Here is a 25,212-nt window from a genome sequence, read left to right as displayed (position 1 = left end):
CAAAGGTTCGCGCGATCCTGTAGGAGCTGGCTTGCCCGCGATGCGCGAAGCGCGGTGTTATTTCTTCAGGTCTTCGGCGCCTTGCAGCGGCTCATCACCGAGCAGCAGGTCTTTGTCATGGCTGACCATCTCTTCTTCGAACATGCGCCAGATGTGGTCGTCCTGAGTACCGAGCAATTCGATAAAGCGGCGGCCTTCGACCTTGTCGCTCAACTGGCCGATGTAGCGGCCCTGTTCGGTTTCGCTGCGAGCCAGGACGATCTTGCGATCTTTCTCCGGTTGGGTCGGCGAGATCAGGTTCAGTTCCAGGGTTTGCGGTTGGCTGTTGCCGCTCAGGCGCAGGTCGACTTCGCCGGTCACGTCGTCCAGATGAACACTGGCGCGCAACAGCAGGGTCTGCGCCAGCAGTTCACGGTCGAGGGAACGATTGATGCCTTTGCCGGCCTCGTAGTAGTTGTCGTTGACCAGGTTGTCCGGGTTCTTCACCGCGATGGTCACCATGGACAAGGTCAAGGTCACCGAACAGGCCAGGATCCCGATGATGATCCACGGCCAGAGGTGCTTGTACCAGGGACTTGCGGCGTTTGCTGCGGGCATGTTCACTTCTCTCAACGATTTTGTGGGCCGATGAACCGGCTCTTGGCTTCAACTTGAATGCTGGCGTCGTCGGCATCCTTGAGGATGAATTTCACCTCATTGGTGCTCGATGGCAATTGTTCCGGGGCCACGGACAGTTCGACCGGTTGGCTGACAATGTCGCCGGCCGCGACCTTGATTTCGCGTCGGCCTTGCAGCTTGAGGTCCGGCAGGCCGGCGGCTTCGAGCATGTAAGTGTGGTCGCGCTGATCCTTGTTCATGATCTTCAGGCTGTAGACGTTTTCGATCCGCCCCTCGGCGTTTTCGCGGTACAGCACGCGATCCTTGCTGACATCGAAACCCACCAGCGAACGCATGAAAAACGCGGTCACCAGCAAGCTGATCATTGCCAGCAACACCACGGCATAGCCGATCAGGCGCGGGCGCAGTTTATGGGTTTTCTGCCCGGACAGGTTGTGCTCGGTGGTGTAGCTGATCAGGCCGCGCGGGTACTCCATCTTGTCCATGATGGCGTCGCAGGCATCGATGCAGGCGGCGCAACCGATGCATTCGATTTGCAGGCCGTCGCGGATGTCGATACCGGTCGGGCAGACCTGGACGCACATCGTGCAGTCGATGCAATCGCCCAGGCCCTCGGCTTTGTAGTCGATGCCTTTTTTGCGCGGGCCACGGCTTTCGCCGCGGCGCGGGTCATAGGAAACGATCAGCGTGTCCTTGTCGAACATCACGCTCTGGAAGCGCGCATACGGGCACATGTAAATGCACACTTGCTCGCGCAGCCAGCCGGCGTTGCCGTAGGTGGCGAGGGTGAAGAAGCCGACCCAGAAATACGACCAGCCATCCGCTTCACCGGTGAAGAAGTCGATGGTCAATTCGCGAATGGGTGAGAAGTAGCCGACGAAGGTCATGCCGGTCACGAAACCGATCAACAGCCACATGAAGTGCTTGCTGAATTTACGCAGGAACTTGTTGGCGCTCATGGGCGCCTTGTCGAGCTTGATGCGCTGGTTGCGGTCGCCTTCGGCGACCTTTTCGCACCACATGAAAATCCAGGTCCAGACGCTCTGCGGGCAGGTGTAGCCGCACCACACTCGACCGGCATACACGGTGATGAAGAACAGGCCGAAGGCGCTGATGATCAGAATGCCCGACAGCAGGATGAAATCCTGTGGCCAGAAGGTTGCACCAAAAATAAAGAATTTACGCTCCGGCAGGTTCCACCAGACGGCCTGATGGCCGGCCCAGTTCAACCACACCGTGCCGAAATACAACAGAAACAAAAAGGCGCCACCCATCATTCGCAAATTGCGAAAGATTCCGGTGAAGGCGCGGGTGTAGATCTTTTCTCGAGAGGCGTAGAGGTCGACGCTGTTGTTTGCGTTCTTGCTGGGTGGAGTGACGTCGTGTACCGGAATCTGGTTGCTCATCATTGCATCCCACGGCAGTGGAAAAATGCCTCGGTCAGTACGTGCCGACCGCGGTCAAAAAGGGGCGTAGCAGTGGCGCAATGATACGCCTGTCGCTCTAGCCCAAGGGTGCGACCTTTGGTCGCGTTGGGGGAAATCCACAGATGGTGTAGCGAATGTAACAAAACATGATGCAGGTCAATTGACTTGTGCAGTATAGCTGCCTGCATGAAGTGGCGGCGTCAGTGGGCAACCTACTGGCGCCGCGGCTGGGCTTATTTGACCGGGATGGTGTGTGTGGCGACGGGGTTGCGCCAGTCGTTAGCCGAAATGACGTTAACGGTCATTTGCTGTCTGTCGGCGGAGATGCTCGCATACAACCAGCTCTGCAGAGTCGCCGAGCCGCTCATGAACAAGGGAATGTCGCCGTAAATGTAATTGCTGCCTTCGTACATTCCGGTTTGCTTATGCGCATTGGCGGAAAACACCGCCGTCACGCCATAGTCTTCGATCATCTTTTTGAAGCGCATGATTTCGCTTTCCTTGACCGGCCAGCTAAGTGGCTGATGCAAATTCAACAAGATGATTTTTCCTTGGCTCCGTGCTCGTTGCAGATCACGTTCCAGCCAGTCGAGAGACGGGGTGATTTCGTAGGCAGTGGTGCTGATAAAGGATTGAGTGGAAAAGTTGACTGCATAAGTCGGTTCGTTATGCAGCTGGATCAGGTGAACGTCTCCAAAGTCCTTGGAATACGCCAGGCTTCCGTACCAGGTTTTCGTCAAGCCTGACGCTCTGGTGGCGAGATCCATGTTCGGCACTTTCCCCCAGTATCGATCCTTGAGGTCATCGACGCTCCCTGCCGCGCAACTGGCGCAGTTCGCGACGTTGAAGTCGTAGTCATGATTGCCCAGGCCATAGTCATAGACATTGCCGAGTTTGTTTTGCAAAACGGCCTTGATGTAGGAACGTTCGCTGTCTCGGCCGAATGCGGTCAGGTTGCCATTGATCATGACGGGAACCGCAGCGGCGCCACCCGACTGTGTCCTGAAATCAGCAATGCTGGAGTACTGCACATCGATCAACCACCGTGAACGCGTTTCCGTGTCAGCGGCGGACTCCTCTTCGTGATTATCGGATTTTTCACCTGAGGGAAATTTCGGGTCCGAGGCAAAAACAAGGTGAGTGGGTGATGGTTCAGCTGCGACGGCATATAGGGCGGGTAGACTGCCGAAGAGTAACAAGCTGACAAGTTGTAGATGATTTAATAGTTTCATGGGAATCCATTTCCATTGGTTTTTTTAATGTCGTGTTGTGAAAATCTTGTGTGGTGAAGTTATGTTTTTCGGTCTTTGTGCGCAAATAGTTATTTTGTAATTTTAATTAAATGTGTGTCGTGGTTTTGTTATTGGTTATATGTTTTCTTGGGGTGATATATTTGTTGGTCTGTAAGTTATTAAAAAAGTGGGTGTCGATGAAGTTATTTGAGAGAAGTAAACAGTTTGCCGAAATCGTATTATTTGTGTTTTTTAATTCGCACTGTGTTACAGCTTCTGTAGAGGCGCCACGCTATCTAACAACTGGCCGAGCCGTTAAGAGATCGTCAGCATCCCTGTTAGATAACGCTCGTCTCATGCACAAAAAAAGACCCCGCCAAATGGCGGGGTCTTTTTTGCATCAAGCGTTTGCCTTACTGGGCGTCCGCCGCCGGCGCTTTCTCGCCGTGAGACAGGCTGTAGACGTAAGCGGCCAGCAGGTGAACCTTGTCGTTGCCCTGCATGGCTTCTTGCGCAGGCATCTGGCCCTGACGGCCGTAACGGATGGTCTGCTGCAGTTGAGCGAAGCTCGAACCGTAGATGAACGCGGCCGGGTGGGTCAGGTTAGGGGCGCCCATTGCTGGCGTACCTTTGCCTTCCGGACCGTGGCAAGCCACGCAGTTGGCCGCGAACAGTTTTTGCCCGGCAACCGGGTCAGCCTTGGTGCCTTCCGGCAGCTTGCGGCCGTCGAGGTTGGTCAGGACGAATGCGGCAACGTCCGCAACGCCTTGCTCGCCGATCACTTCAGCCCACGCCGGCATGACCGCGTGACGGCCACCCATGATGGTGGTCTTGATGGTTTCCGCTTCGCCGCCCCAGCGCCAGTCGGCGTCGGTCAGGTTAGGGAAGCCATAAGCGCCTTTGGCGTCGGAACCGTGGCAAACCGAGCAGTTGGAGGCGAACAGGCGGCCACCCATCTTCAGGGCTTGCGGATCCTTGGCGACTTCTTCGATCGGCATGGAAGCGAACTTGGCGAAGATCGGGCCGAACTTGGCGTCCGACCGGGCCATTTCCTTTTCCCACTCGTGAACGCCGGTCCAGCCGGTCTGGCCGTTGGCGAACGCGGTCTGCTTCTCGTTATCCAGGTAGTTGTAACCCGGCAGCAGGCCTTTCCAGTTGCCCAGGCCCGGGTACAGCACCAGATAGCCCAGGGCGAAAATGATGGTGCCCACGAACAGCATGAACCACCATTTCGGCAGCGGGTTGTCGTACTCCTCGATCCCGTCGAAGGAGTGCCCAACCGTCTCTTCGGTGGCTTCGCTGCGCTGGCCCTTGCGGGTCGACAGCAACAGCCAGGTCAGCGAAAAGATCGTACCGAGACTGAGGACTGTGACGTACAGACTCCAGAATGTAGTCATTCTTTGTTACTCCTAGAAGCTTGCTCGACGTGCTTGATGGCTTCGGGATCATCCGCGAAAGGCAGCAAGGTTGCGTCTTCAAACTCCGACTTGCGCTTGGGGCTGAACACCCACAACGCCAAACCGATGAAGGCCACCATCACGACAACAGTGCCCAGGCCACGAATCATCCCGATATCCATTTAGATCACCGTTTGCTTTTGATGATGGTGCCCAGGCCTTGCAGATAGGCCACCAGCGCGTCCATTTCGGTTTTGCCCTTCACAGCTTCCTGTGCACCGGCGATGTCTTCGTCGGTGTAAGGAACGCCGAGCGTGCGCAAGACTTCCATTTTCTTCGCGGTGTCTTTGCCGTCGAGCTTGTTTTCCACGAGGAACGGGTAGGCCGGCATTTTCGATTCGGGCACTACGTTGCGCGGGTTGTACAAATGCGCACGCTGCCAGTCATCGGAATAACGACCGCCGACACGGGCCAGGTCCGGACCGGTACGCTTGGAACCCCACAGGAACGGGTGGTCCCAGACGCTTTCACCGGCGACCGAGTAGTGGCCGTAACGTTCGGTTTCAGCACGGAACGGGCGGATCATCTGCGAGTGGCAGCTGACGCAACCGTTGGCGATGTAGATGTCGCGGCCTTCCAGTTCAAGGGCAGGGCGAGGCTTCATGCCTTCGACCGGCTTGTTGGTGACGTCCTGGAAAAACAGCGGAACGATCTGGGTCAGGCCGCCGACACTGACGGCGATAACCATGAAGAAGGCCAGCAGGCCAATGTTCTTCTCGACTGCTTCATGCTTCATCAGTGAGCTCCAACTACAGCGATCTGTTCGGCGGCTTTGGCTTCTACCGGGTTCGAGGCGCGTACGGTACGGAATACGTTGTAGGCCATGAACAGCATGCCGGCGGCGAAGAATGCACCGCCCAGGGCGCGAACGATAAAGCCCGGGTGGCTGGCTTGCAGCGCTTCGACGAACGAGTAGGTGAGGGTGCCGTCATCGTTGATTGCACGCCACATCAGACCCTGGGTAATGCCGTTGACCCACATCGAAGCGATGTACAGAACAGTACCGATGGTTGCGAGCCAGAAGTGCGCGTTGATCAGGCCGACGCTGTGCATCTGGGCACGACCGAACAGTTTCGGGATCATGTGGTAGATCGCGCCGATCGAGATCATTGCCACCCAGCCGAGCGCGCCGGCGTGTACGTGGCCGATGGTCCAGTCGGTGTAGTGCGACAGGGAGTTCACGGTCTTGATGGCCATCATCGGGCCTTCGAAGGTCGACATGCCGTAAAACGCCAGGGACACGACCAGGAAGCGCAGGATCGGGTCGGTGCGCAGCTTATGCCAGGCGCCCGACAGGGTCATCATGCCGTTGATCATGCCGCCCCAGCTCGGAGCCAGCAGGATGATCGACATCGCCATGCCCAGGGACTGAGCCCAGTCCGGCAGTGCGGTGTAGTGCAAGTGGTGCGGACCGGCCCAGATGTACAGGGTGATCAGCGCCCAGAAGTGCACGATCGACAGGCGATAGGAGTAGATCGGACGCTCGGCCTGTTTCGGCACGAAGTAGTACATCATCCCCAGGAAGCCGGTGGTCAGGAAGAAACCTACGGCGTTGTGGCCGTACCACCACTGGATCATCGCGTCCGTCGCACCCGAGTAGGCCGAGTAGGACTTGAAGAAACTGACCGGCAGGGAAGCGTGGTTGACGATGTGCAGCATCGCCGTCACGACGATGAAGGCACCGTAGAACCAGTTGCCCACATAGATGTGCTTGGTCTTGCGCTTGACGATGGTGCCGAAGAACACCAGACCGTAGGTGACCCAGACAATGGCCAGCAGAATAGCCAGCGGCCATTCCAGCTCAGCGTATTCCTTGGTGGTGGTGTAACCCAGCGGCAAGGTAACGATGGCGCCGACAATCACCGCTTGCCAACCCCAGAAGGTGAAGGCTGCAAGGCTGTCGGAAATCAGTCGCGTTTGGCAGGTTCGCTGCACGACGTAATAAGAAGTGGCAAACAGTGCACATCCACCGAAGGCGAAAATCACCAGGTTGGTGTGCAACGGGCGCAGGCGTCCAAAGCTCGTCCACGGCAGACCGAAGTTTAATTCCGGCCAGACCAGTTGAGAGGCGATGAAGACACCGAGCCCCATGCCAAGGATCCCCCAGACCACCGTCATGATGGCGAACTGGCGGACTACCTTATAGTTATAAGCAGTCGGACTGATTGCTGTGCTCATTCTAAGGTTCCACGGTTTGGGTGTTTTATTAGGATTAAAAATCGGCCGCAAGTATGTAGAAAGCGGGGGGTCATTGCAACGCGCCATGACCTGGGTCAATGCTTTCAAATGCTGATTCTGCGGCCTTTCCATGCGCCGCGTAAGGATAAAATTACCCATGGACAAAACGTCCCGGCGGATGGATCAGGCGAGGGGGGCAGGTCGGGTGTAACAGGGTGTGTTCAAAGGCAACGATTGGGTGACCGAAGGCAATTGGCGCGACAGCCGGTATCTACCAGCCTTTGCGGCTTCTCATCGGGCAGATTCGTTGAACACATCGTTCCACATCGACCTGGAACCAGCACTGGCCAGTCCGCATCGGAGGAAGCTTAGACCCGAATCTGGCGATCCGAAAGGAAGACTGAAGGAGGGTGCGACAATGGGTCGCAAAGAGGCAGGGAACTGCCGCATCCGGGAGAATGCGGCAGTAGAGCGCTCAAGAATTATTCGCCTTTGTTTTCGGCCTGCAAACGCTCCGCGCCGGCAGCGTGCGACAGGCTGTACACATAGGCGGCCAGCAGTTGCACCTTATCGTTACCGAGCAGTTCGTTCTGCGCTGGCATATGCCCCTGGCGACCATGGCGAATGGTCTGCTGCAGTTGCGCCAGGCTTGTCCCGTAGATAAACCCGGCCGGGTGCGTCAGATTCGGCGCGCCCATGGCTTCAGTGCCCTGGCCTTTCGCCCCGTGACAAGCGGTGCAGGTGGTGCTGAACGCCTGTTGGCCTGCTTGCAGGTCGGCATCGCTGTCGGCAGGCAGTGGCAGGCCGGCCAGTTCATGACGCACATAAGCCGCAACGTTCTTCACACCGGCGTCGCCGAGGATTTCTCCCCAGGCGGGCATCGCGGCCATGCGTCCGCCCATGATGGTGGTCTTGATGGTGTCGGCGTTGCCGCCCCAGCGCCAGTCGCGGTCCGCCAGGTTGGGAAAACCGAACGCGCCCTTGGCATCCGAGCCGTGGCAGACCGAGCAGTTGGAGGCAAACAGGCGTCCGCCCATTTTCAGCGCTTGCGGATCCTTGGCCACTTCTTCCAGCGGCATGGCAGCGAATTTGGCGAAGATCGGCCCGAACTTCGCGTCGGCCCTGTCCATCTCCTTTTCCCATTCGTGCACGCCGGTCCAGCCGTTGTCGTAACCGGGAAGGATGCCTTTCCAGTTGCCCAGCCCCGGATAAAGGATCAAGTAGCCGACCGCAAACACCAGGGTGCCGGCGAACAGCAGGAACCACCATTGCGGCAGCGGGTTGTCGTACTCCTCGATGCCGTCGAAGCTGTGGCCCATGGTCTGGTCGACGCTGCCCTTGGTTTCGCCCTTGCGGGTGCCGATCAGCAGCCAGGTCAGGCCGATCAGGCTGCCGATGGTCAGTACGCAGATCCACGTACTCCAGAAGGTGGTCATGGCCGGGTACTCCTTGTTGCGGGTTCTTGGGTGTAGTCGGGATGTGATTCATCGGCGAACGGCAGCAGGCGTGCCTCGGCGAACGCCGGATTGCGCTTGCTGTTGAATACCCACAGCGTCAGGCCGACGAAGGCCACGAACACCACGACCGTGCCCAGGCCGCGAATCATTCCAGTGCTCATTTCAATGACCATGAATCACCTCTTGCTCTTGATCGCAGTGCCGAGCACTTGCAGGTAGGCGACCAGCGCGTCCATTTCGGACTTGCCCTTGAGCGACTCGACGCTGCTGGCGATGTCGTCGTCGGTGTATGGCACGCCGAGGGTGCGCATCGCCTTGATCTTGCTTTCGGTGTGGCTGCTGTCGAGCGCGTTGGCCACCAGCCACGGGTAGGCCGGCATTTTCGATTCCGGCACGACGTTGCGCGGGTTGTACAAGTGCGCGCGGTGCCAGTCATCGGAGTAGCGTGCGCCGACCCGGGCCAGGTCTGGCCCGGTGCGTTTCGAGCCCCACAGGAACGGGTGATCCCAAACGCTTTCGCCAGCCACCGAGTAGTGCCCGTAGCGCTCGGTCTCGGCGCGGAACGGGCGGATCATCTGCGAATGGCAACCGACGCAGCCTTCGCGGATGTAGATGTCGCGGCCTTCGAGTTGCAGCGCGGTGTAGGGCTTCATGCCTTCCACCGGTTTATTGGTCACGTCCTGGAAAAACAGCGGGACGATCTGGGTCAGGCCGCCGATGCTCACGGCGAGCACCATCAACAGCATCAGCAGGCCGACGTTTTTCTCGATAGTTTCGTGTTTCATGGCGAACTCCTCAGGCCATCTGCGCGGCAGCGGCGACTTCGGCAGGCTGCGAGGCCCGCACGGTGCGCCAGGTGTTGTAAGCCATCAGCAACATGCCGCTGAAGAAGATCGCGCCACCCACCATCCGCACGACAAAGCCGGGGTGGCTGGCCACCAGGGTTTCGACGAAGGAGTAAGTCAGCGTGCCGTCCTCGTTGACTGCGCGCCACATCAAGCCCTGGGCGATGCCGTTGACCCACATCGAGGCGATGTACAGAACGGTGCCGATGGTGGCGAGCCAGAAGTGCGCGTTGATCAGGCCGATGCTGTGCATCTGCTCGCGTCCGAAGATTTTCGGGATCATGTGGTACAGCGCGCCAATGGAAATCATCGCCACCCAGCCGAGTGCGCCAGCGTGTACGTGGCCAATGGTCCAGTCGGTGTAGTGGGAGAGGGCGTTGACGGTCTTGATCGCCATCATCGGGCCTTCGAAGGTCGACATGCCGTAGAACGCCAGCGACACCACGAGGAAACGCAGGATCGGGTCGCTGCGCAACTTATGCCAGGCGCCCGAGAGGGTCATCATGCCGTTGATCATCCCGCCCCAGCTCGGCGCCAACAGAATCAGCGACATCACCATGCCCAGCGACTGCGCCCAATCCGGCAGCGCGGTGTAGTGCAGGTGGTGCGGGCCGGCCCAGATATACAAAGTGATCAGCGCCCAGAAGTGCACGATCGACAGGCGGTAGGAATACACCGGGCGTTCGGCCTGTTTCGGCACGAAGTAATACATCATCCCGAGGAAACCGGCGGTGAGGAAAAAGCCCACGGCATTGTGCCCGTACCACCACTGCACCATCGCGTCGGTGGCGCCGGAGTACAACGAGTAGGACTTGGTGAAACTCACCGGCAGCTCAAGGTTGTTGACGATGTGCAGGATCGCCACGGTGATGATGAACGCACCGAAGAACCAGTTGCCGACGTAAATGTGCTTGGTCTTGCGCTGCATGATCGTGCCGAAGAACACCACGGCGTAGGCGACCCAGACAATGGTGATCAGGATGTCGATCGGCCATTCCAGCTCGGCGTATTCCTTGGAACTGGTGTAGCCCAGCGGCAGGCTGATGGCCGCCAGAAGGATTACAAGCTGCCAGCCCCAGAAGCAGAACGCGGCGATTTTCGGCGCAAACAATTGGGTTTGGCAGGTGCGCTGCACCGAATAGAAAGAACTGGCGAACAGGGCGCAGCCGCCGAAGGCGAAGATCACCGCGTTGGTGTGCAATGGACGCAAGCGACCGAAACTGGTCCACGGCAAATCGAAGTTGAGTTCTGGCCAGACCAACTGGGCGGCGAGAAAAACCCCGAGCCCCATGCCGACGATGCCCCACACCACCGTCATAATGGCGAATTGGCGGACCACCTTGTAGTTGTAGGCGGTACTGATAGAAGTGTTCATGGTTCCCCATCCACGGTTCAGCCGAAGGAAGCGCAAGCGGCGCGCCCTTCGGCCGGAGTTATAGGCAGACTAAAAGCGAGGCAAGCATGGACAAACAGCGCAAGGCCGGTATTGACGGGGATCAATGGGCGCAGTGCGCACGGGAACATGGATGGCTGTGGGATGCCGCCGTGACGCCGGCATCGGCGACGCTGATCCTGGCCCACGGCGCGGGTGCGCCGATGGACAGCGACTGGATGAACGACATGGCCGCACGCCTCGCGGCACAAGGCATCAATGTCTTGCGCTTCGAGTTTCCGTACATGGCGCAACGGCGCCTCGACGGCGGCAAACGCCCGCCGAACCCGGCACCGAAACTGCTGGAGTGCTGGCGTGAGGTGTATGCCGAGGTGCGACGTCATGTCGCCGGGCAGCTGGCCATTGGCGGCAAGTCCATGGGAGGGCGGATGGCGAGTTTATTGGCAGATGAGTTGGGGGCGGATGCGTTGGTGTGTCTGGGCTATCCGTTTTATGCCGTGGGCAAACCGGAGAAGCCGCGGGTCGAGCATTTGGCTTCTCTGAACACCCGTACCTTGATTGTGCAGGGCGAGCGGGACGCATTGGGCAATCGCGAGGCGGTCGAGGGGTATGCCTTGTCACCGAGTATCGAGGTGTTCTGGCTGGTGGCGGGGGATCATGATTTGAAGCCGTTGAAGGCTTCCGGGTTTACCCATGAGCAGCATTTGGCGGCGGCGGCGCAGAAAGTGGCTTCATTTCTTCAGTGATGTTTGCAGTGATCGTCAGGGCCTCATCGCTGGCGAGCCAGCTCCTACAAGGGATCGCTGTCTCCTGTAGGCGCTGGCTTGCCAGCGATGAGGCCTGCCAGGCGACAGCATTTTCAGATCGGCAATAAAAAACCCGGAAGCTTTCACTGTCCGGGTTTTTATCATTCCAGCATCAATCAGCGGTTAAACCGCTCCACCAACGAATACTGGGTATTCGCAGTCTTGGTCAGCTCTTCACTCAACAACGCCGAGTTTTGTGCCTGTTCCGAAGTCTGGTCAGCCAGGTGCGAGATGTTGCTGATGTTGCGGCTGATTTCTTCGGCGACAGCGCTTTGCTCTTCGGTCGCAGCAGCGATCTGGGTGGTCATGTCGGTGATGTTGGCCACCGCTTCGCTGATCCCGACCAATGCCTGGTCCGCTTCCAGCACCCGCGCCACACCTTCTTCGGCCTGGCGATGCCCGGCTTCCATGGTTTGCACCGCAGTGCCGGCGGTTTGCTGCAGCTTGGCGATCAGGGCGTGAATCTGCCCGGTCGACTCGCTGGTGCGTTGCGCCAGTTGCCGCACTTCGTCGGCCACCACCGCAAAGCCACGACCCATTTCGCCGGCACGGGCCGCTTCGATGGCGGCGTTCAGCGCCAGCAGGTTGGTCTGGTCGGCGATGCCTTTGATCACGTCGACCACGCCACCGATTTCATCGCTGTCCTTGGCCAGTTGGGTCACGGTCAGACCGGTTTCCCCGACCACCACCGACAGGCGTTGAATGGCTTCACGGGTTTCTCCGGCGATTTCACGACCGCGACCGGTCAGCAGATTGGCTTGCTGGGTGGCATCGGCGGTGCGCTGCACGTGGCTGGCGACTTCCTGCGTAGTGGCGGCCATCTGATTGACGGCGGTGGCTACTTGCTCGGTTTCGACGCGCTGACGTTCCAGGCCGGTAGAGCTGCTGTGGGCCAGGTTGTCGGACTGTTTCGCTTGATCGGTCAGGTGCTCGGCGGTGTCCTGCAGACGGGTCAGGCAGGTTTTGAGGCGCGCTTCCTGGCTGAGGATCGACATCTCCAGACGTGCCTGGGCCCCGCGGCTGTCGGTGTACATCTGCGCGATCAGCGGGTCAGATGTGGTTTGCTCGGCCAGGCGCAACAAGCGCTTGAGCCCGCGCTGTTGCCAGCTCAGGCCCATCAAGCCCAGCGGCACCGAGAGCCCGGCGGCCAGGGCAAAGCCCCAGTGGGAGTTGAGCGAAGCACCGATCATGAAGCTCAGTTGGCTGACCAGAATGAACGGCAACCAGTCCTGCAGGACCGGCAACCATTTATCGGTCGAAGGAATGGCCGACTTGCCCTGGTTGATGCGTTGGTAGAGAGCTTCGGCACGGCGGATCTGCTCGGCGGTGGGCTTGACCCGCACCGACTCATAGCCGATCACCTGTTTGCCGTCGAAGATCGGCGTCACATAGGCGTTGACCCAGTAGTGATCACCGCTCTTGCAGCGATTCTTGACAATGCCCATCCATGGCAAGCCTTGTTTCAGTGTCGCCCACATGTGCGCGAAGACCGCGGCCGGAACGTCGGGATGACGCACCAGGTTGTGCGGCGCACGGATGAGTTCCTCACGAGAAAACCCGCTGACCTCGACGAAGTCGTCGTTGCAGTAGGTGATCACGCCCTTGGCGTCGGTGGTGGAAATCAACCGTTGCTGGGCCGGAAAGGTCCGTTCGCGTTGTGTAATTGGCTGGTTGTTACGCATGGCTTATTTAATCCGCAAGGCTTTCAAGTGCTGTATCGGCGACGTCAGCGATAGGTTGAGATTATTTTTTCGATAATCAGTGCTGCGTCGCAAAATGACCCTTGCGTCAGCGGGGAGGCATCGGATACGTGAACAGCTCAAAGGATTGCCGTTGTGGCGAGAGGGCAAGCTCGCTCACCACAGGAATGTGCAGCATTTTGATTGGCGCAAACAAAAACACCGCCCGAAGGCGGTGTCAGCAGGCGCTTACGACGCAATCAACTGTCGCAACACGTAATGCAAAATCCCTCCCGATTTGAAGTACTCCACTTCATTCAGCGTGTCGATCCGGCACAGCAACTCGATTTTCTCGCGGGTGCCATTTTCGCGGGTGATGATCAGGGTCAGGTTCATTCGCGGGGTCAGCTCGACGCCGGTCAGGCCCAGAATGTCCAGGGTTTCCTTGCCGGTCAGGTTCAGGCTCTTGCGGTTCTGATCGAGTTTGAACTGCAGCGGCAGCACGCCCATGCCCACCAGGTTGGAGCGGTGAATCCGTTCAAAGCTCTCGGCGATGACCGCTTTCACCCCGAGCAGGTTGGTGCCTTTGGCTGCCCAGTCACGGCTCGAGCCGGTGCCGTATTCCTGACCGGCGATCACCACCAGCGGTGTGCCTGCCGCTTGATAACGCATGGCCGCGTCGTAGATCGGCATTTTCTCCATGGTGGGAATGTAGAACGTGTTGCCGCCTTCTTCGCCACTGAGCATCTCGTTACGGATGCGGATGTTGGCAAAAGTGCCGCGCATCATCACTTCGTGGTTGCCGCGTCGGGATCCATAGGAGTTGAAGTCCCGTGGTTCCACGCCTTTGTCGCGCAGATATTGGCCTGCCGGACTTTCCGCCTTGATGTTACCGGCCGGGGAGATGTGGTCGGTGGTCACCGAATCGCCTAGCAGCGCAAGGATTCTGGCCCCCGCCACGTCCTTGACCACCGGTGGCGGCCCGCCGATGTCGTCGAAAAATGGCGGATGCTGGATGTAGGTCGAATCCGCCTGCCAGACATAGGTAGCCGCTTGCGGGACCTGGATCGCCTGCCACTGCTCGTCACCGGCAAACACTTCGGCATATTCCTTGTGGAACATCGCGGTGTTGACCTGATTCACGGCGTCGGCGATTTCCTTGCTGCTGGGCCAGATGTCCCGCAGGTACACCGGGTTGCCGTCGCGATCTTCACCCAAAGGCTCGCTGCTGATATCGATGCGCACCGTGCCGGCCAGCGCAAACGCCACCACCAGCGGAGGCGAGGCCAGCCAGTTGGTTTTTACCAGCGGATGGACCCGGCCTTCGAAGTTGCGGTTGCCCGACAGTACCGAGGCCACGGTCAAGTCGGCTTTCTGGATGGCTTTCTCGATCGGTTCCGGCAACGGTCCCGAGTTGCCGATGCACGTGGTGCAGCCATACCCGACCAAGGCGAACCCCAATTCATCGAGGTACTGGGTCAGGCCCGCTGCTTTGTAATAATCGGTGACGACTTTTGAACCAGGCGCCAGCGAGCTTTTCACCCACGGCTTGCGCTTGAGGCCTTTTTCCACGGCCTTTTTCGCCACCAACCCGGCAGCCATCATCACGCTCGGGTTGGAGGTGTTGGTGCATGAAGTAATGGCGGCAATCACCACCGCGCCGTTTTTCAGCCGATAGGTCTGGCCTTCGAAGTCGTAGTCCGCTTCGCCGGCAAGATCGGCATTGCCGACCGCGACGCCACCGCCGCCTTCACTTTCCAGTCGACCTTCTTCTTTGCTGGTGGGCTTGAATTGCAGGTCGGTGAAGTCACTGAACGCTTGCGCGACGTTGGGCAGCGAGACCCGGTCCTGTGGGCGCTTCGGTCCGGCGAGGCTGGCTTCGACGGTGGCCATGTCCAGCGCCAGGCTATCGGTGAACACCGGCTCCTGACCGGGCAGGCGCCACAGACCTTGCGCCTTGCTGTAGGCCTCGACCAGTTTCACGGTTTCAACGGGGCGGCCGGAGAGGCGCAGGTAGTCCAGGGTTACGTCATCCACCGGGAAAAAACCGCAGGTAGCGCCGTATTCCGGGGCCATGTTGGCGATGGTCGCGCGGTCCGCCAACGGCAAGTCTGCAAGACCGTCGCCGTAGAATTCGACGAATTTGCCGACCACGCCTTTCTTGCGCAGCATCTGGGTCACCGTCAGCACCAGGTCGGTGGCGGTGATGCCTTCCCGGAGTTTACCGGTGAGTTTGAAGCCGATCACTTCCGGAATCAGCATCGACACCGGTTGCCCGAGCATCGCCGCTTCCGCCTCAATACCGCCAACACCCCAGCCGAGCACGCCGAGGCCGTTGATCATGGTGGTGTGGGAATCGGTGCCGACCAGGGTGTCGGGAAAGGCATAGGTGCGGCCGTCCTCGTCCTTGGTCCAGACCGTGCGTCCGAGGTATTCCAGGTTCACCTGGTGGCAGATGCCGGTGCCCGGCGGCACGACGCTAAAATTGTCAAAGGCGCTTTGGCCCCAGCGCAGGAACGCGTAGCGCTCGCCATTGCGCTGCATCTCGATGTCGACGTTCTGTTCGAAGGCGCTGCTGGTGGCGAATTTGTCGACCATCACCGAGTGGTCAATCACCAGGTCCACTGGCGACAGCGGGTTGATCCGCTGCGGATCGCCGCCCGCCTTGGCCATCGCCGCCCGCATGGCAGCGAGGTCGACCACGGCGGGCACGCCGGTGAAATCCTGCATCAATACCCGCGCCGGGCGGTACTGGATTTCACGATCGGAGCGACGCTCCTTGAGCCAGGCGGCAATCGCCTTGAGGTCGGCGCCGGTGACGGTTTTGTTGTCTTCCCAGCGCAGCAGGTTTTCCAGCAGCACTTTCAAAGACATCGGCAGCTTGTCCAGATCGCCAAGGCGTTTGGCGGCCTCCGGCAGGCTGAAATAGTGGTAGGTATGGTCATCGACTTGCAGGGTTTTAAGGGTGTTCAAGCTATCAAGGGACGGCATTACGATCACTCCTTTGAGTCCGCACGGCTACGGACTGAGGGGACGGACAGAGCATTAAACCTAGCCCTGTTTTCAGTAGCTGGCTAATAACTGGACTCTATGGGCAAGTCCGAGGTTCCGAAGTCGGCTATCATGCGCCGGTTTTCGTGACAGGCTTTGCTACAGGGCAAGTTTGCGCATTAATTCCTTGCCGATTGCCCAGGAGATTCAATGAACACCCTCTTTATGCATTGCCGGCCGGGCTTCGAAGGCGAAGTCTGTTCCGAGATTTCCGACCTCGCCGCACGGCTGAACGTGGCTGGCTATGCCAAGGCCAAGACAGCCAGCGCCTGTGCCGAGTTTGTCTGCACTGAAGAAGACGGCGCCGAACGCCTGATGCGTGGTCAGCGTTTTGATCAACTGATCTTCCCGCGACAATGGGCTCGGGGAATCTTCATTGATTTGCCCGAAACCGATCGCATCAGCGTGATCCTTGCCCACATGGCAGACTTTCCGCTGTGCGGCAGCCTGTGGCTGGAGATGGTCGACACCAACGACGGCAAGGAACTGTCGAACTTCTGCAAGAAATTCGAAGTTCACCTGCGCAAGGCGCTGATGGCCGCCGGCAAACTGGTGGAAGACGCCCACAAGCCACGCTTGCTGCTGACCTTCAAGAGCGGCCGTGAAGTGTTCATGGGCCTGGCGGAGTCGAACAACTCGGCGATGTGGCCGATGGGCATCCCGCGTTTGAAGTTCCCCCGTGAGGCCCCAAGTCGTTCGACTCTGAAACTGGAAGAGGCCTGGCACCACTTCATCCCCCGTGACCAATGGGACGAACGCCTGCACAGCGACATGACTGGCGTCGACCTGGGCGCGGCACCCGGCGGCTGGACCTGGCAACTGGTCAACCGCGGCATGCTGGTGACCGCCATCGACAACGGCCCGATGGCCGAAAGCCTGATGGACACTGGTTTGGTGCAACACCTGATGGCCGACGGTTTCACCTTCAAGCCCAAGCAACCCGTGGACTGGATGGTGTGCGACATCGTCGAGAAACCGGCACGCAACGCGGCAATGCTGGAAGAGTGGATCGGCGAGGGCCATTGCCGCGAAGCGGTGGTCAACCTCAAGCTGCCGATGAAACAGCGTTATGCCGAAGTGAAACGGTTGCTGGAACGCATTGCTGATGGTTTCAAGGCGCGAGGCATCAAAGTCGAGATCGGCTGCAAACAGCTGTACCACGACCGCGAAGAAGTGACGTGCCACCTCCGTCGACTCGACGTGAAAAAACCAAAATCGCGCTGAGTTAATCGGTCTTGATCTGTGGGGACTTTTGTGGCGAGGGAGCTTGCTCCCGCTGGGCTGCGCAGCAGCCCTAAATCCAGCCGCCGTGAACTTTTCGATAGACCGAGTAGTTAGAATTGGGGCCGTTTCGCGACCCAGCGGGAGCAAGCTCCCTCGCCACACACCCGGCAATGCGCGACAATGCCGGCAAGTTTCAGGAGCCAATCATGAGTGAAATGATCGATACGCCGGTAGACGGCACCCTCGACGCCACCGGCCTCAACTGCCCGGAGCCTGTGATGATGCTGCACCAGCACATCCGTGACCTGGCGCCCGGCGGCCTGCTGAAGGTGATCGCCACCGACCCGTCGACCCGTCGCGACATCCCCAAGTTCTGCGTGTTTCTCGACCACGAGCTGGTGGGGCAACACGAAGACGCCGGTACCTACCTGTACTGGATCCGCAAAAAATCCGGCTGACCCACAAAAAACTACTGTGGGAGCCAGCCTGCTGGCGATGGCTGATGCAAACTCAACATCATTGTTGACTGAACCACCGCAATCGCCAGCAAGCCGGCTAATACAGGTTTGAGTCAGCCCGCCGAATGGCTCATGCGAATCCGCTTGCGCGCACTGCGCGTCAGGCGGATCGACAGCATCAGCGCCGCGCAACTCAGGCCGACGATCAACCCTTGCCACAGCCCGCTCGGACCACGGGGCTCGCCGAGCCAGTCAGTCAGGCCGAGGGCGTAACCCACCGGCAAACCGATACCCCAGTAAGCGAACAGGGTCAGGATCATCGTCACGCGAGTGTCCTGATAACCGCGCAACGCGCCAGCCGCGGTGACCTGGATCGCGTCGGAAAACTGGAACAGTGCCGAGTACACAATCAGCATCGCAGCAATATGGATCACCGTCGGGTCAGCGGTGTAGATCGCGGCGATAGGTTCGCGCAGCAGTAACATCATGCTCGCCGAAAGGCAGGCGTAAGCCAGCGCGGTACCCATGCCGACGCCCGCGGCAAAACGCGCTTCGCGCGGTTCTTCTCGTCCCAGCGCCTGACCGACGCGCACGGTCACGGCCATGCCCAGGGAGTAGGGAATCATGAACACCAGCGAGCTGACGTTCAGGGCGATTTGATGACCGGCCACCACCGTGGCGCCGAGGCTGCCGATCAGCAAGGCGATCACGGCAAAGATGCTCGACTCGGCGAACACCGCGATACCGATCGGCAAACCGATGCCCAGCAAGCGCTTGATCACTGACCAATGTGGCCAGTCGAAACGGCTGAACAACTCGCTCGACCGATAAGCCGGCGCCCAGCGCTCCCAACCGGCCATGCCCAACGCCATCACCCACATCACGATCGCCGTGGCCCAGCCGCAGCCGACGCCGCCCATGGCCGGCACGCCGAAGTGGCCATAAATGAAAACGTAGTTCAGCGGGATGTTCAGCGCCAGGCCGCACAGGCCCAGCACCATCGCCGGTCGGGTGCGCCCGATGCCGTCGCTGAAGCAGCGCAGCACATGATAGAAGGCGACGGCAGGCAACCCGCTGGCGATGCCGTGCAGGTATTGCATGCAGGGGCCGATGAGTTCGGGGTCGACCTTCATCAGGTGCAGGATCGGCTCGGCGCTGAACAGCATGCCGGTCGCGATCAACCCCACCACCAGCGCCAACCACAATGCCTGGCGCACGATCGGGCCGATTTCACTGTGGGTGCCGGCACCGTAGCGCTGGGCGACTTTCGGCGTGGTGGCCAGCAGTGTTCCGGTCATCAGCAGAAATACCGGGACCCAGATCGAGTTGCCCAGCGCCACTGCGGCCAGATCGCGCGGCCCGACCCGGCCGGCCATCACCGCATCGACGAAGCCCATCGCCGTGGTTGCCAGTTGCGCGATCATGATCGGCAGCGCCAGGCTGAGCAGGTTTTTCAGCTCCAGGCGAACCCGGGCCGGGCGGGTGAGGGAGATAGCAGCGGGGCGGTCAGTCACGGAATTCAAGGGCGAAACGTCCAAAGGTTTTTGATGCGCAGGCGCGCATTCTACGCGTTGACGCATCGGTCAGGAAAAGACCTGTGTTGTGGATTTGTAATCGCCTATCCAAATCGGTCGAACCCCTGTGGCGAGGGAGCTTGCTCCCGCTCGGCTGCGCAGCAGTCGTAAATCCTGTCGATACGGTGTAGCAGACAAAACGCCAGGGGCCGCTTCGCAGCCCGGCGGGACGGTTCGGCGGTCCGACAAGCTCCCTCGCCACAGGGGTAATGGCTGCTAGCTCAGCACAGCCATCTCCGCCTACACTGCCGATCCGCCAAAGGAGCCTGCCATGCTGATTGTTGCCGACGAAAATATTCCCCTGCTCGACGCCTTCTTCGAGGGCTTCGGCGAAATTCGCCGGGTGCCGGGCCGCTCCATCGACCGCGCCACGGTCGAACAGGCCGATGTGCTGCTGGTGCGTTCGGTGACCAACGTCAACCGCGCGCTGCTTGAGGGCAGCAAGGTGCGCTTTGTCGGCACCTGCACCATCGGCACCGATCACCTGGATCTGGATTATTTCCAACAGGCTGGCATCACCTGGTCCAGCGCGCCGGGCTGCAATGCCCGGGGCGTGGTTGATTACGTGCTTGGCAGCTTGTTGACCCTCGCCGAAATCGAAGGCGCGGACTTGACGCAACGCCTCTACGGCGTGGTCGGTGCCGGTGAAGTGGGCGGGCGACTGGTCAAAGTGCTGCAAGGGTTGGGCTGGAACGTACTGGTGTGCGATCCGCCGCGACAAGCCCTGGAAGGCGGCGACTATGTCAGCCTTGAGCAGATCATCGAGCAGTGCGACGTCATCAGTCTACACACGCCGCTGACCAAGCAAGGCACTCAGTCAACCTGGCACCTGTTCGACAAAAAACGCCTGAATCAACTCAAGCCGGGTACCTGGCTGATCAACGCCAGTCGTGGCCCGGTAGTGAACAACGCCGCGCTGCGCGATGTGTTGCTGGAGCGTGAGGACCTGCAAGCGGTGCTTGACGTCTGGGAAGGCGAGCCGGAAGTCGATGTAGCGCTCGCCGAACTCTGCGTGCTGGCAACGCCGCACATTGCCGGTTACAGCCTCGACGGCAAACAGCGCGGGACGGCACAGATCTATCAGGCTTACTGCGATTTCCTCGGGCAACCGGCCAGCGTCAGCTTGAGCGATTTGCTGCCGGCTCCGTGGCTGTCGCAAGTGATGTTGAGTGCGCAAACGGATCCGGCCTGGGCGCTGGCGATGTTGTGCCGTGGCGTGTATGACCCGCGCCGTGACGATGCGGATTTCCGCCGTAGCCTTGTAGGCAGCGTGAGCGAACAGCGTGGGGCGTTTGATGTGTTGCGCAAGAACTACCCGGCGCGGCGCGAGATCGACGGGTTGCAGGTGCGGATCGACGGGGACGCGCCTCAGTTACAGAAGATTGTCGCGGCATTAGGTGCAACAACTATCTAAAGTTCACCCACGACCTCTGCAGGAGCAGAAGTCAGCACCCATAAAAAACCCGGCCAACTAGGGCCGGGTCAAGAAGACGGTGGCGATATCACTTTTGTTCGGCAGGCTTGACCAATCGCTTCTCCAGTTCGCTGCACGCTTGCTGGATCATGTCTTCAGTGATCGGTACTTCGCGGCCCTGTTCATCGATAATCGAGCAACCGAGAGACTGGTCTGGCTGCGTGCGGATCACTTGAATCTTGTCATCGCTGCTGTTTTGCAAGGACATGGCCTGTCTCCTCTTCAGGTTGTGTTCTTACTATAGAACCGCCAGGTGACCAGGCTGTGACAACTCCCTGCGATCTCTCCAAAGCGGCAACGACAGTCCACCAGAAATGTCGCAATGTTGCCACCCGGACTTTAGACCAATAGCGTCTAGGGCCTAGGCTTGGCGGTCATAATTAACCTGACTCATTGTGATTTACCAAGTTCCACGCCGTTGCGCGGTGTACGCTGGATCTAACAAATGCTCCGTCCTGTGGATGATGCCAATGCTTACAGTTCGTCACCGCCGCGCGATACGCCTGGCCAGCCGTTTCATCGCGCCTTATCGCTGGCATGCGCTCGGCGCGCTGCTCGCATTGATCGTGACGGCAGGCATCACCTTATCCATGGGGCAGGGCATCCGCCTGCTGGTGGATCAAGGCTTCATGACCCAATCGCCGCACCTGCTCAATCAATCCATCGGTTTATTCATGTTGCTGGTGATCGGTCTGGCGATTGGCACTTTTGCGCGTTTTTACTTGGTGTCGTGGATCGGTGAGCGCTGTGTCGCCGACATCCGCCGCCAAGTGTTCAACCATCTGATCTATCTGCATCCGGGGTTTTACGAAAACAACCGCAGCTCCGAGATCCAGTCCCGGCTGACCGCCGATACCACGCTATTGCAATCGGTGATCGGCTCGTCGCTGTCGCTGTTTTTGCGCAACCTGCTGATGGTGATCGGCGGGATCGTCCTGCTGTTCATTACCAATCCCAAGCTCACCAGCATCGTGGTGGTCGCCTTGCCGTTGGTGATTGCGCCGATCCTGATTTTCGGCCGTCGGGTTCGCAGCCTGTCGCGACTCAGTCAGGACCGGATCGCCGATATCGGCAGTTATGTGTCTGAAACCCTGGGCCAGATCAAAACCGTGCAGGCCTACAACCATCAGGCGCAGGACGAACAGCGTTTTGCCGTGACCGTGGAAGACGCCTTCAACACCGCGCGCAAGCGCATTTTTCAACGGGCCTGGCTGATCACCCTGGTGATTGTGCTGGTGCTGGGCGCTGTTGGCGTGATGCTCTGGGTCGGCGGCATGGACGTGATTGCCGGGCGAATTTCCGCAGGTGAGTTGGCGGCGTTCGTCTTCTATAGCCTGATCGTCGGCAGCGCGTTCGGCACCTTGAGTGAAGTGATTGGCGAGTTGCAACGCGCGGCCGGCGCGGCGGAGCGGATCGCCGAGTTGCTGCGCTCGAAAAACATCATCCAGTCTCCAACCTCAGGCCTTGTGTCCTTGCCCGAGCGAGTGCGAGGCGATTTGCTGCTGCATGACGTGCGCTTTTCCTACCCGTCGCGTCCCGAAAGCTATGCCGTCGATGGTTTGAACCTGGCCATCAAAGCTGGAGAAACACTGGCGTTGGTCGGGCCGTCCGGGGCCGGTAAATCAACGGTGTATGACCTGCTGCTGCGTTTCTACGACCCCGCAGAAGGAAGCATCCTGCTCGACGGTGTGCCGCTGACAAGTCTTGATCCACTGGACCTGCGACGCTGCTTCGCCCTGGTTTCGCAAACCCCGGCGCTGTTTTTCGGCAGCATCGAAGAGAACATCCGCTACGGCAACCCGACGGCGACGTCAGCCGAGGTTCAAGACGCGGCGAAAATCGCCTATGCCCATGATTTCATCGAAGCCATGCCCAACGGCTACCAGACGCATCTGGGTGATGGAGGTCTTGGCTTGTCCGGCGGCCAACGCCAGCGGCTGGCCATCGCCCGCGCGCTGCTGGTCGACGCCCCCATCCTCTTGCTCGACGAAGCCACCAGCGCCCTCGATGCGCAAAGCGAACATTTGATACAGCAAGCCCTGCCGAGCCTGATGAAAAACCGCACGACCCTGGTCATCGCCCATCGCCTGGCCACGGTGAAAAACGCCGACCGGATAGCGGTGATGGACCAAGGAAAGCTGGTGGCCGTGGGAACACATCAGGAACTGATTGCCAACAATGCGCTGTATGCACGGTTGGCGGCGTTGCAGTTCAACACTGACAAGACAGAACTCGACCTACCTTTGTAGGAGCTGTCGAGTGAAACGAGGCTGGGATCTTTGGATTGAGTACAAAAAATGCCCGCATCAAACGATGCGGGCATTTTTCGTTAGAGCGGCTCCAACATCGAGCTGTTATTGATCGTCGAAATACCGCTCATGCCAATCCACGATCGGCTGCGGAGAGTTGAGTTTCTGGCCGTAGATCACCGAGTACGACAGTACGTTTTGTACGTACTGGCGAGTTTCGTCGAATGGGATGCTTTCCACCCACACGTCGAAGCTCAGGTGGTCAGCACCGCGCAACCACTGGCGCACGCGGCCGGGGCCGGCGTTGTAAGCGGCCGAGGCGAGAACGCGGTTGCCGTTGAACTGGCTGTGCACCTGGCTCAGGTAAGCGGCGCCGAGCTGGATATTCTTGTCCGGGTCGAACAGCTGCTGTGGCGAAGCGTACGGAATACTGAACTTGCGGGCGGTTTCCTTGGCCGTGGCTGGCATCAGCTGCATCAGGCCCGACGCGCCGACGCCGGAGCGGGCGTCATCCATGAAGGCGCTTTCCTGGCGGGTAATAGCGAACGCCCAGCTCGGGTGCAAACCGCGATTCTTCGCTTCACGCACCAGCGTGTTGCGGTGGGCCATCGGGAAACGTATATCCAGATCGTCCCAATACTGCGCCTGGCTGATCGTGCGAATGGCCGGGAAGTACCATTTCAGGTCATAGGCCAGTTTTGCCTGGGCAACCATTTCATCACGGCTGAAGTGGCGGCTGACGTGGTACCACTCGCGGCGCCCGTCGACGATTTGCCCGCGCGCATGGAATTCCAGGGCGCGGCGTATGCCGGGGGTGTTACGCACTTTGTTGATCAGCGCCTGGCTCATTACCAGCGGTTTGTTGTTCAGCGAGTAGGGAGATTGCGAACGATCCGCGGCGAGAAAACCATAGAAGTCGCGTTCACGGGCGAGACTCTTGTAGAGAGTCTGCGGTTCTGGACTCTGCGGCTGCGCCAGTTCCAGGCTGCGGGCCTGCCAGTAACGCCAGCGGCTGGTGGTGGCCAGGTCTTGCGGCAGTCGACGGGTCAGCTCATAGGCATCGTTCCAGCGGGCCAGTCGAAGCAGCAGGCGCATGCGCCATTCTGACACGGTGTTGTCGCGCAATTCCGGGTCGTACTTGGTCATCATATCCAGCGCGCGGCTGTCGAAACGTTTGGCGAGCGTCAACCCGATTTCTCTGGCAATCGCGACCTTCTCATCCCGGGAGAAGTGCATGCTGCTGGCGTATCCGTCCAGCAGGTTCATTGCCCTGTCGGGGTCCTGACGGGCGAGGCGACGCAGACCAAGGCTGACGATGTCCGACATCGGCTCGTCCGCCGGTGTGAAGCGCGACGGCTGATTGAGCAGCTCTGGTTTCTGCGCCACATCTATTAGCAATCGGCCGCGAGGGGCGAGGGTGGTCAGACCGTTGACCAGGCTGTTGGCCAGCGGATAGTTACGCGCCTGGGCGGCAAGTTTGGTCCGCTCCCAGCGTTTTTGCTCGGTCAACTGGCCGTCGGCGGCCCACATGCCGAACAGCACGTCGCAAGCTTCAGGCTGAGATTTGCCGGTCAGCCAGAGCTTGTTGGCGTTGGCGTAACCTTCGGTCTTGAGGTTGTGGCTGATCTGATACTGCGCGTTCAGGCAGTCCAGTTCGGTGAAGTTGAGTTTGGGGTCGTAATACTTGACGAACGTCGCCCAATCGCCGCGATCGGCCAGCCAACGCAACCAGCGAAGTTTCATCCAGTTGGCTTGCGGCAGGTCACCGTGTTCGGCGAGGAATTTTTCGATTTCGGCATTGCTCGCGGATTTCAGGCGCGCGGTCAGTTCGTCATAGGCCAGGTAGGGCTCAAGCGGGTAGTCGGCGAGGGCCTGGCTGTAACGGAAATAGGGGCCGGTATCACCCTTGGCGAGGGCGCGCTTGGCTTCATCGTAATATTGGCGTTGGGTGGACAGGTCTACCGCCTGGGCGGATTGAACGGCAGCGGCAGACAGTAAAAAACAGGACAAAAGCTTGAAAAGGCGACTGCGCATGAGACGTCCGGGCAGAGAAATCATGACAAGTGCGGGCGATGACCACACTGAATTGA

The 25,212-nt window shown here is 59.5% G+C and carries 21 protein-coding genes; 5 read left to right on the top strand and 16 right to left on the bottom strand.

Annotated elements, in window-relative coordinates; all coding sequences use genetic code 11:
- Nucleotides 1–57 precede the first annotated feature (57 nt).
- The 11 genes from ABVN21_RS14465 to ccoN (ABVN21_RS14415) all read right to left on the bottom strand — a co-directional run bounded on the left by ABVN21_RS14465 (nt 58) and on the right by ccoN (ABVN21_RS14415) (nt 10,589).
- Entirely contained in the window at nt 58–597 is a 540-nt protein-coding gene (locus ABVN21_RS14465; RefSeq protein WP_339553173.1) for a FixH family protein, read from the bottom strand.
- An 11-nt stretch (nt 598–608) separates the two neighbouring features.
- Nucleotides 609–2,024 carry a cytochrome c oxidase accessory protein CcoG gene (gene ccoG, locus ABVN21_RS14460; protein WP_339553174.1) on the bottom strand — a complete coding sequence of 472 codons (1,416 nt, stop codon included), beginning with the start codon at nt 2,022–2,024 and terminating at the stop codon, nt 609–611.
- 254 nt (nt 2,025–2,278) lie between these two features.
- The gene (locus ABVN21_RS14455) at nt 2,279–3,277 is read right to left on the bottom strand and encodes a phosphoesterase (protein WP_339553175.1); all 999 of its coding nucleotides are present in this window, start codon (nt 3,275–3,277) and stop codon (nt 2,279–2,281) included.
- A 413-nt stretch (nt 3,278–3,690) separates the two neighbouring features.
- Complete coding sequence (ccoP, locus tag ABVN21_RS14450; protein WP_339553176.1) at nt 3,691–4,674, bottom strand: cytochrome-c oxidase, cbb3-type subunit III; 984 nt, start codon at nt 4,672–4,674, stop codon at nt 3,691–3,693.
- Complete coding sequence (locus ABVN21_RS14445; RefSeq protein WP_003175465.1) at nt 4,671–4,856, bottom strand: CcoQ/FixQ family Cbb3-type cytochrome c oxidase assembly chaperone; 186 nt, start codon at nt 4,854–4,856, stop codon at nt 4,671–4,673. Before ABVN21_RS14445 ends, ccoP (ABVN21_RS14450) begins: the two co-directional genes overlap by 4 nt.
- A gap of 5 nt (nt 4,857–4,861) precedes the next feature.
- A complete protein-coding gene (ccoO, locus tag ABVN21_RS14440) occupies nt 4,862–5,470 on the bottom strand; it encodes a cytochrome-c oxidase, cbb3-type subunit II (RefSeq protein ID WP_339553177.1) in 609 nt (202 codons plus the stop codon).
- Entirely contained in the window at nt 5,470–6,912 is a 1,443-nt protein-coding gene (gene ccoN / locus ABVN21_RS14435; RefSeq protein ID WP_339553178.1) for a cytochrome-c oxidase, cbb3-type subunit I, read from the bottom strand. The genes ccoO (ABVN21_RS14440) and ccoN (ABVN21_RS14435) overlap by 1 nt, the downstream gene beginning before the upstream one ends.
- 482 nt (nt 6,913–7,394) lie before the next feature.
- On the bottom strand, nt 7,395–8,348 hold the full coding sequence (gene ccoP, locus ABVN21_RS14430) for a cytochrome-c oxidase, cbb3-type subunit III (protein ID WP_339553179.1): 954 nt from the start codon (nt 8,346–8,348) through the stop codon (nt 7,395–7,397).
- Nucleotides 8,345–8,542 (bottom strand): CcoQ/FixQ family Cbb3-type cytochrome c oxidase assembly chaperone, encoded by a 198-nt coding sequence (locus ABVN21_RS14425; protein ID WP_339553180.1) that lies wholly within the window; start codon nt 8,540–8,542, stop codon nt 8,345–8,347. The genes ccoP (ABVN21_RS14430) and ABVN21_RS14425 overlap by 4 nt, the downstream gene beginning before the upstream one ends.
- 3 nt (nt 8,543–8,545) lie before the next feature.
- Nucleotides 8,546–9,154, bottom strand: coding sequence for a cytochrome-c oxidase, cbb3-type subunit II (ccoO, locus tag ABVN21_RS14420; protein WP_339553181.1), 609 nt, complete (start codon nt 9,152–9,154; stop codon nt 8,546–8,548).
- Nucleotides 9,155–9,164: 10 nt separating this feature from the next.
- The gene (ccoN, locus tag ABVN21_RS14415) at nt 9,165–10,589 is read right to left on the bottom strand and encodes a cytochrome-c oxidase, cbb3-type subunit I (RefSeq protein ID WP_339553182.1); all 1,425 of its coding nucleotides are present in this window, start codon (nt 10,587–10,589) and stop codon (nt 9,165–9,167) included.
- 86 nt (nt 10,590–10,675) lie between these two features.
- Between ccoN (ABVN21_RS14415) and ABVN21_RS14410 the strand changes: the two genes are divergently transcribed.
- The gene (locus ABVN21_RS14410; protein ID WP_339553183.1) at nt 10,676–11,353 is read left to right on the top strand and encodes an alpha/beta family hydrolase; all 678 of its coding nucleotides are present in this window, start codon (nt 10,676–10,678) and stop codon (nt 11,351–11,353) included.
- A 176-nt stretch (nt 11,354–11,529) separates the two neighbouring features.
- On the opposite strand, the gene ABVN21_RS14405 is transcribed toward ABVN21_RS14410, so the two are convergent.
- Nucleotides 11,530–13,095 (bottom strand): PAS domain-containing methyl-accepting chemotaxis protein, encoded by a 1,566-nt coding sequence (locus ABVN21_RS14405; RefSeq protein ID WP_339553184.1) that lies wholly within the window; start codon nt 13,093–13,095, stop codon nt 11,530–11,532.
- 246 nt (nt 13,096–13,341) lie between these two features.
- Nucleotides 13,342–16,083 carry an aconitate hydratase AcnA gene (gene acnA / locus ABVN21_RS14400; protein WP_339553185.1) on the bottom strand — a complete coding sequence of 914 codons (2,742 nt, stop codon included), beginning with the start codon at nt 16,081–16,083 and terminating at the stop codon, nt 13,342–13,344.
- A gap of 210 nt (nt 16,084–16,293) precedes the next feature.
- Here acnA and rlmM point away from each other — a divergent pair, with 210 nt between their 5' ends.
- On the top strand, nt 16,294–17,367 hold the full coding sequence (gene rlmM / locus ABVN21_RS14395) for a 23S rRNA (cytidine(2498)-2'-O)-methyltransferase RlmM (RefSeq protein ID WP_339553186.1): 1,074 nt from the start codon (nt 16,294–16,296) through the stop codon (nt 17,365–17,367).
- Nucleotides 17,368–17,573: 206 nt separating this feature from the next.
- Complete coding sequence (gene tusA / locus ABVN21_RS14390; protein WP_339553187.1) at nt 17,574–17,825, top strand: sulfurtransferase TusA; 252 nt, start codon at nt 17,574–17,576, stop codon at nt 17,823–17,825.
- 113 nt (nt 17,826–17,938) lie between these two features.
- Here tusA and ABVN21_RS14385 read toward each other — a convergent pair whose 3' ends face one another.
- Nucleotides 17,939–19,348, bottom strand: a complete 1,410-nt coding sequence (locus ABVN21_RS14385; protein ID WP_339553188.1) for an MATE family efflux transporter — start codon at nt 19,346–19,348, stop codon at nt 17,939–17,941.
- Between the two features lie 322 nt (nt 19,349–19,670).
- Between ABVN21_RS14385 and pdxB the strand changes: the two genes are divergently transcribed.
- The gene (gene pdxB / locus ABVN21_RS14380) at nt 19,671–20,813 is read left to right on the top strand and encodes a 4-phosphoerythronate dehydrogenase PdxB (protein ID WP_339553189.1); all 1,143 of its coding nucleotides are present in this window, start codon (nt 19,671–19,673) and stop codon (nt 20,811–20,813) included.
- Between the two features lie 88 nt (nt 20,814–20,901).
- Here the strand turns inward: pdxB and ABVN21_RS14375 are convergent, their stop codons facing one another.
- On the bottom strand, nt 20,902–21,081 hold the full coding sequence (locus ABVN21_RS14375) for a PA1571 family protein (protein WP_339553190.1): 180 nt from the start codon (nt 21,079–21,081) through the stop codon (nt 20,902–20,904).
- 253 nt (nt 21,082–21,334) lie between these two features.
- On the opposite strand from ABVN21_RS14375, the gene ABVN21_RS14370 reads away from it, so the two are divergent.
- Nucleotides 21,335–23,122 (top strand): ABC transporter transmembrane domain-containing protein, encoded by a 1,788-nt coding sequence (locus ABVN21_RS14370; RefSeq protein WP_339553191.1) that lies wholly within the window; start codon nt 21,335–21,337, stop codon nt 23,120–23,122.
- Nucleotides 23,123–23,227: 105 nt separating this feature from the next.
- Here the strand turns inward: ABVN21_RS14370 and ABVN21_RS14365 are convergent, their stop codons facing one another.
- Nucleotides 23,228–25,156: a transglycosylase SLT domain-containing protein gene (locus ABVN21_RS14365; RefSeq protein ID WP_339553192.1), complete on the bottom strand. Its 1,929-nt coding sequence runs from the start codon at nt 25,154–25,156 to the stop codon at nt 23,228–23,230.
- Nucleotides 25,157–25,212: the final 56 nt, after the last annotated feature.

Origin of the sequence: Pseudomonas sp. MYb327 (assembly GCF_040438925.1) — a bacterium.
Lineage (GTDB): Bacteria > Pseudomonadota > Gammaproteobacteria > Pseudomonadales > Pseudomonadaceae > Aquipseudomonas.
Note: the sequence above shows the minus strand (reverse complement) of the source record. Positions and strands in the feature narration are given on the sequence as shown.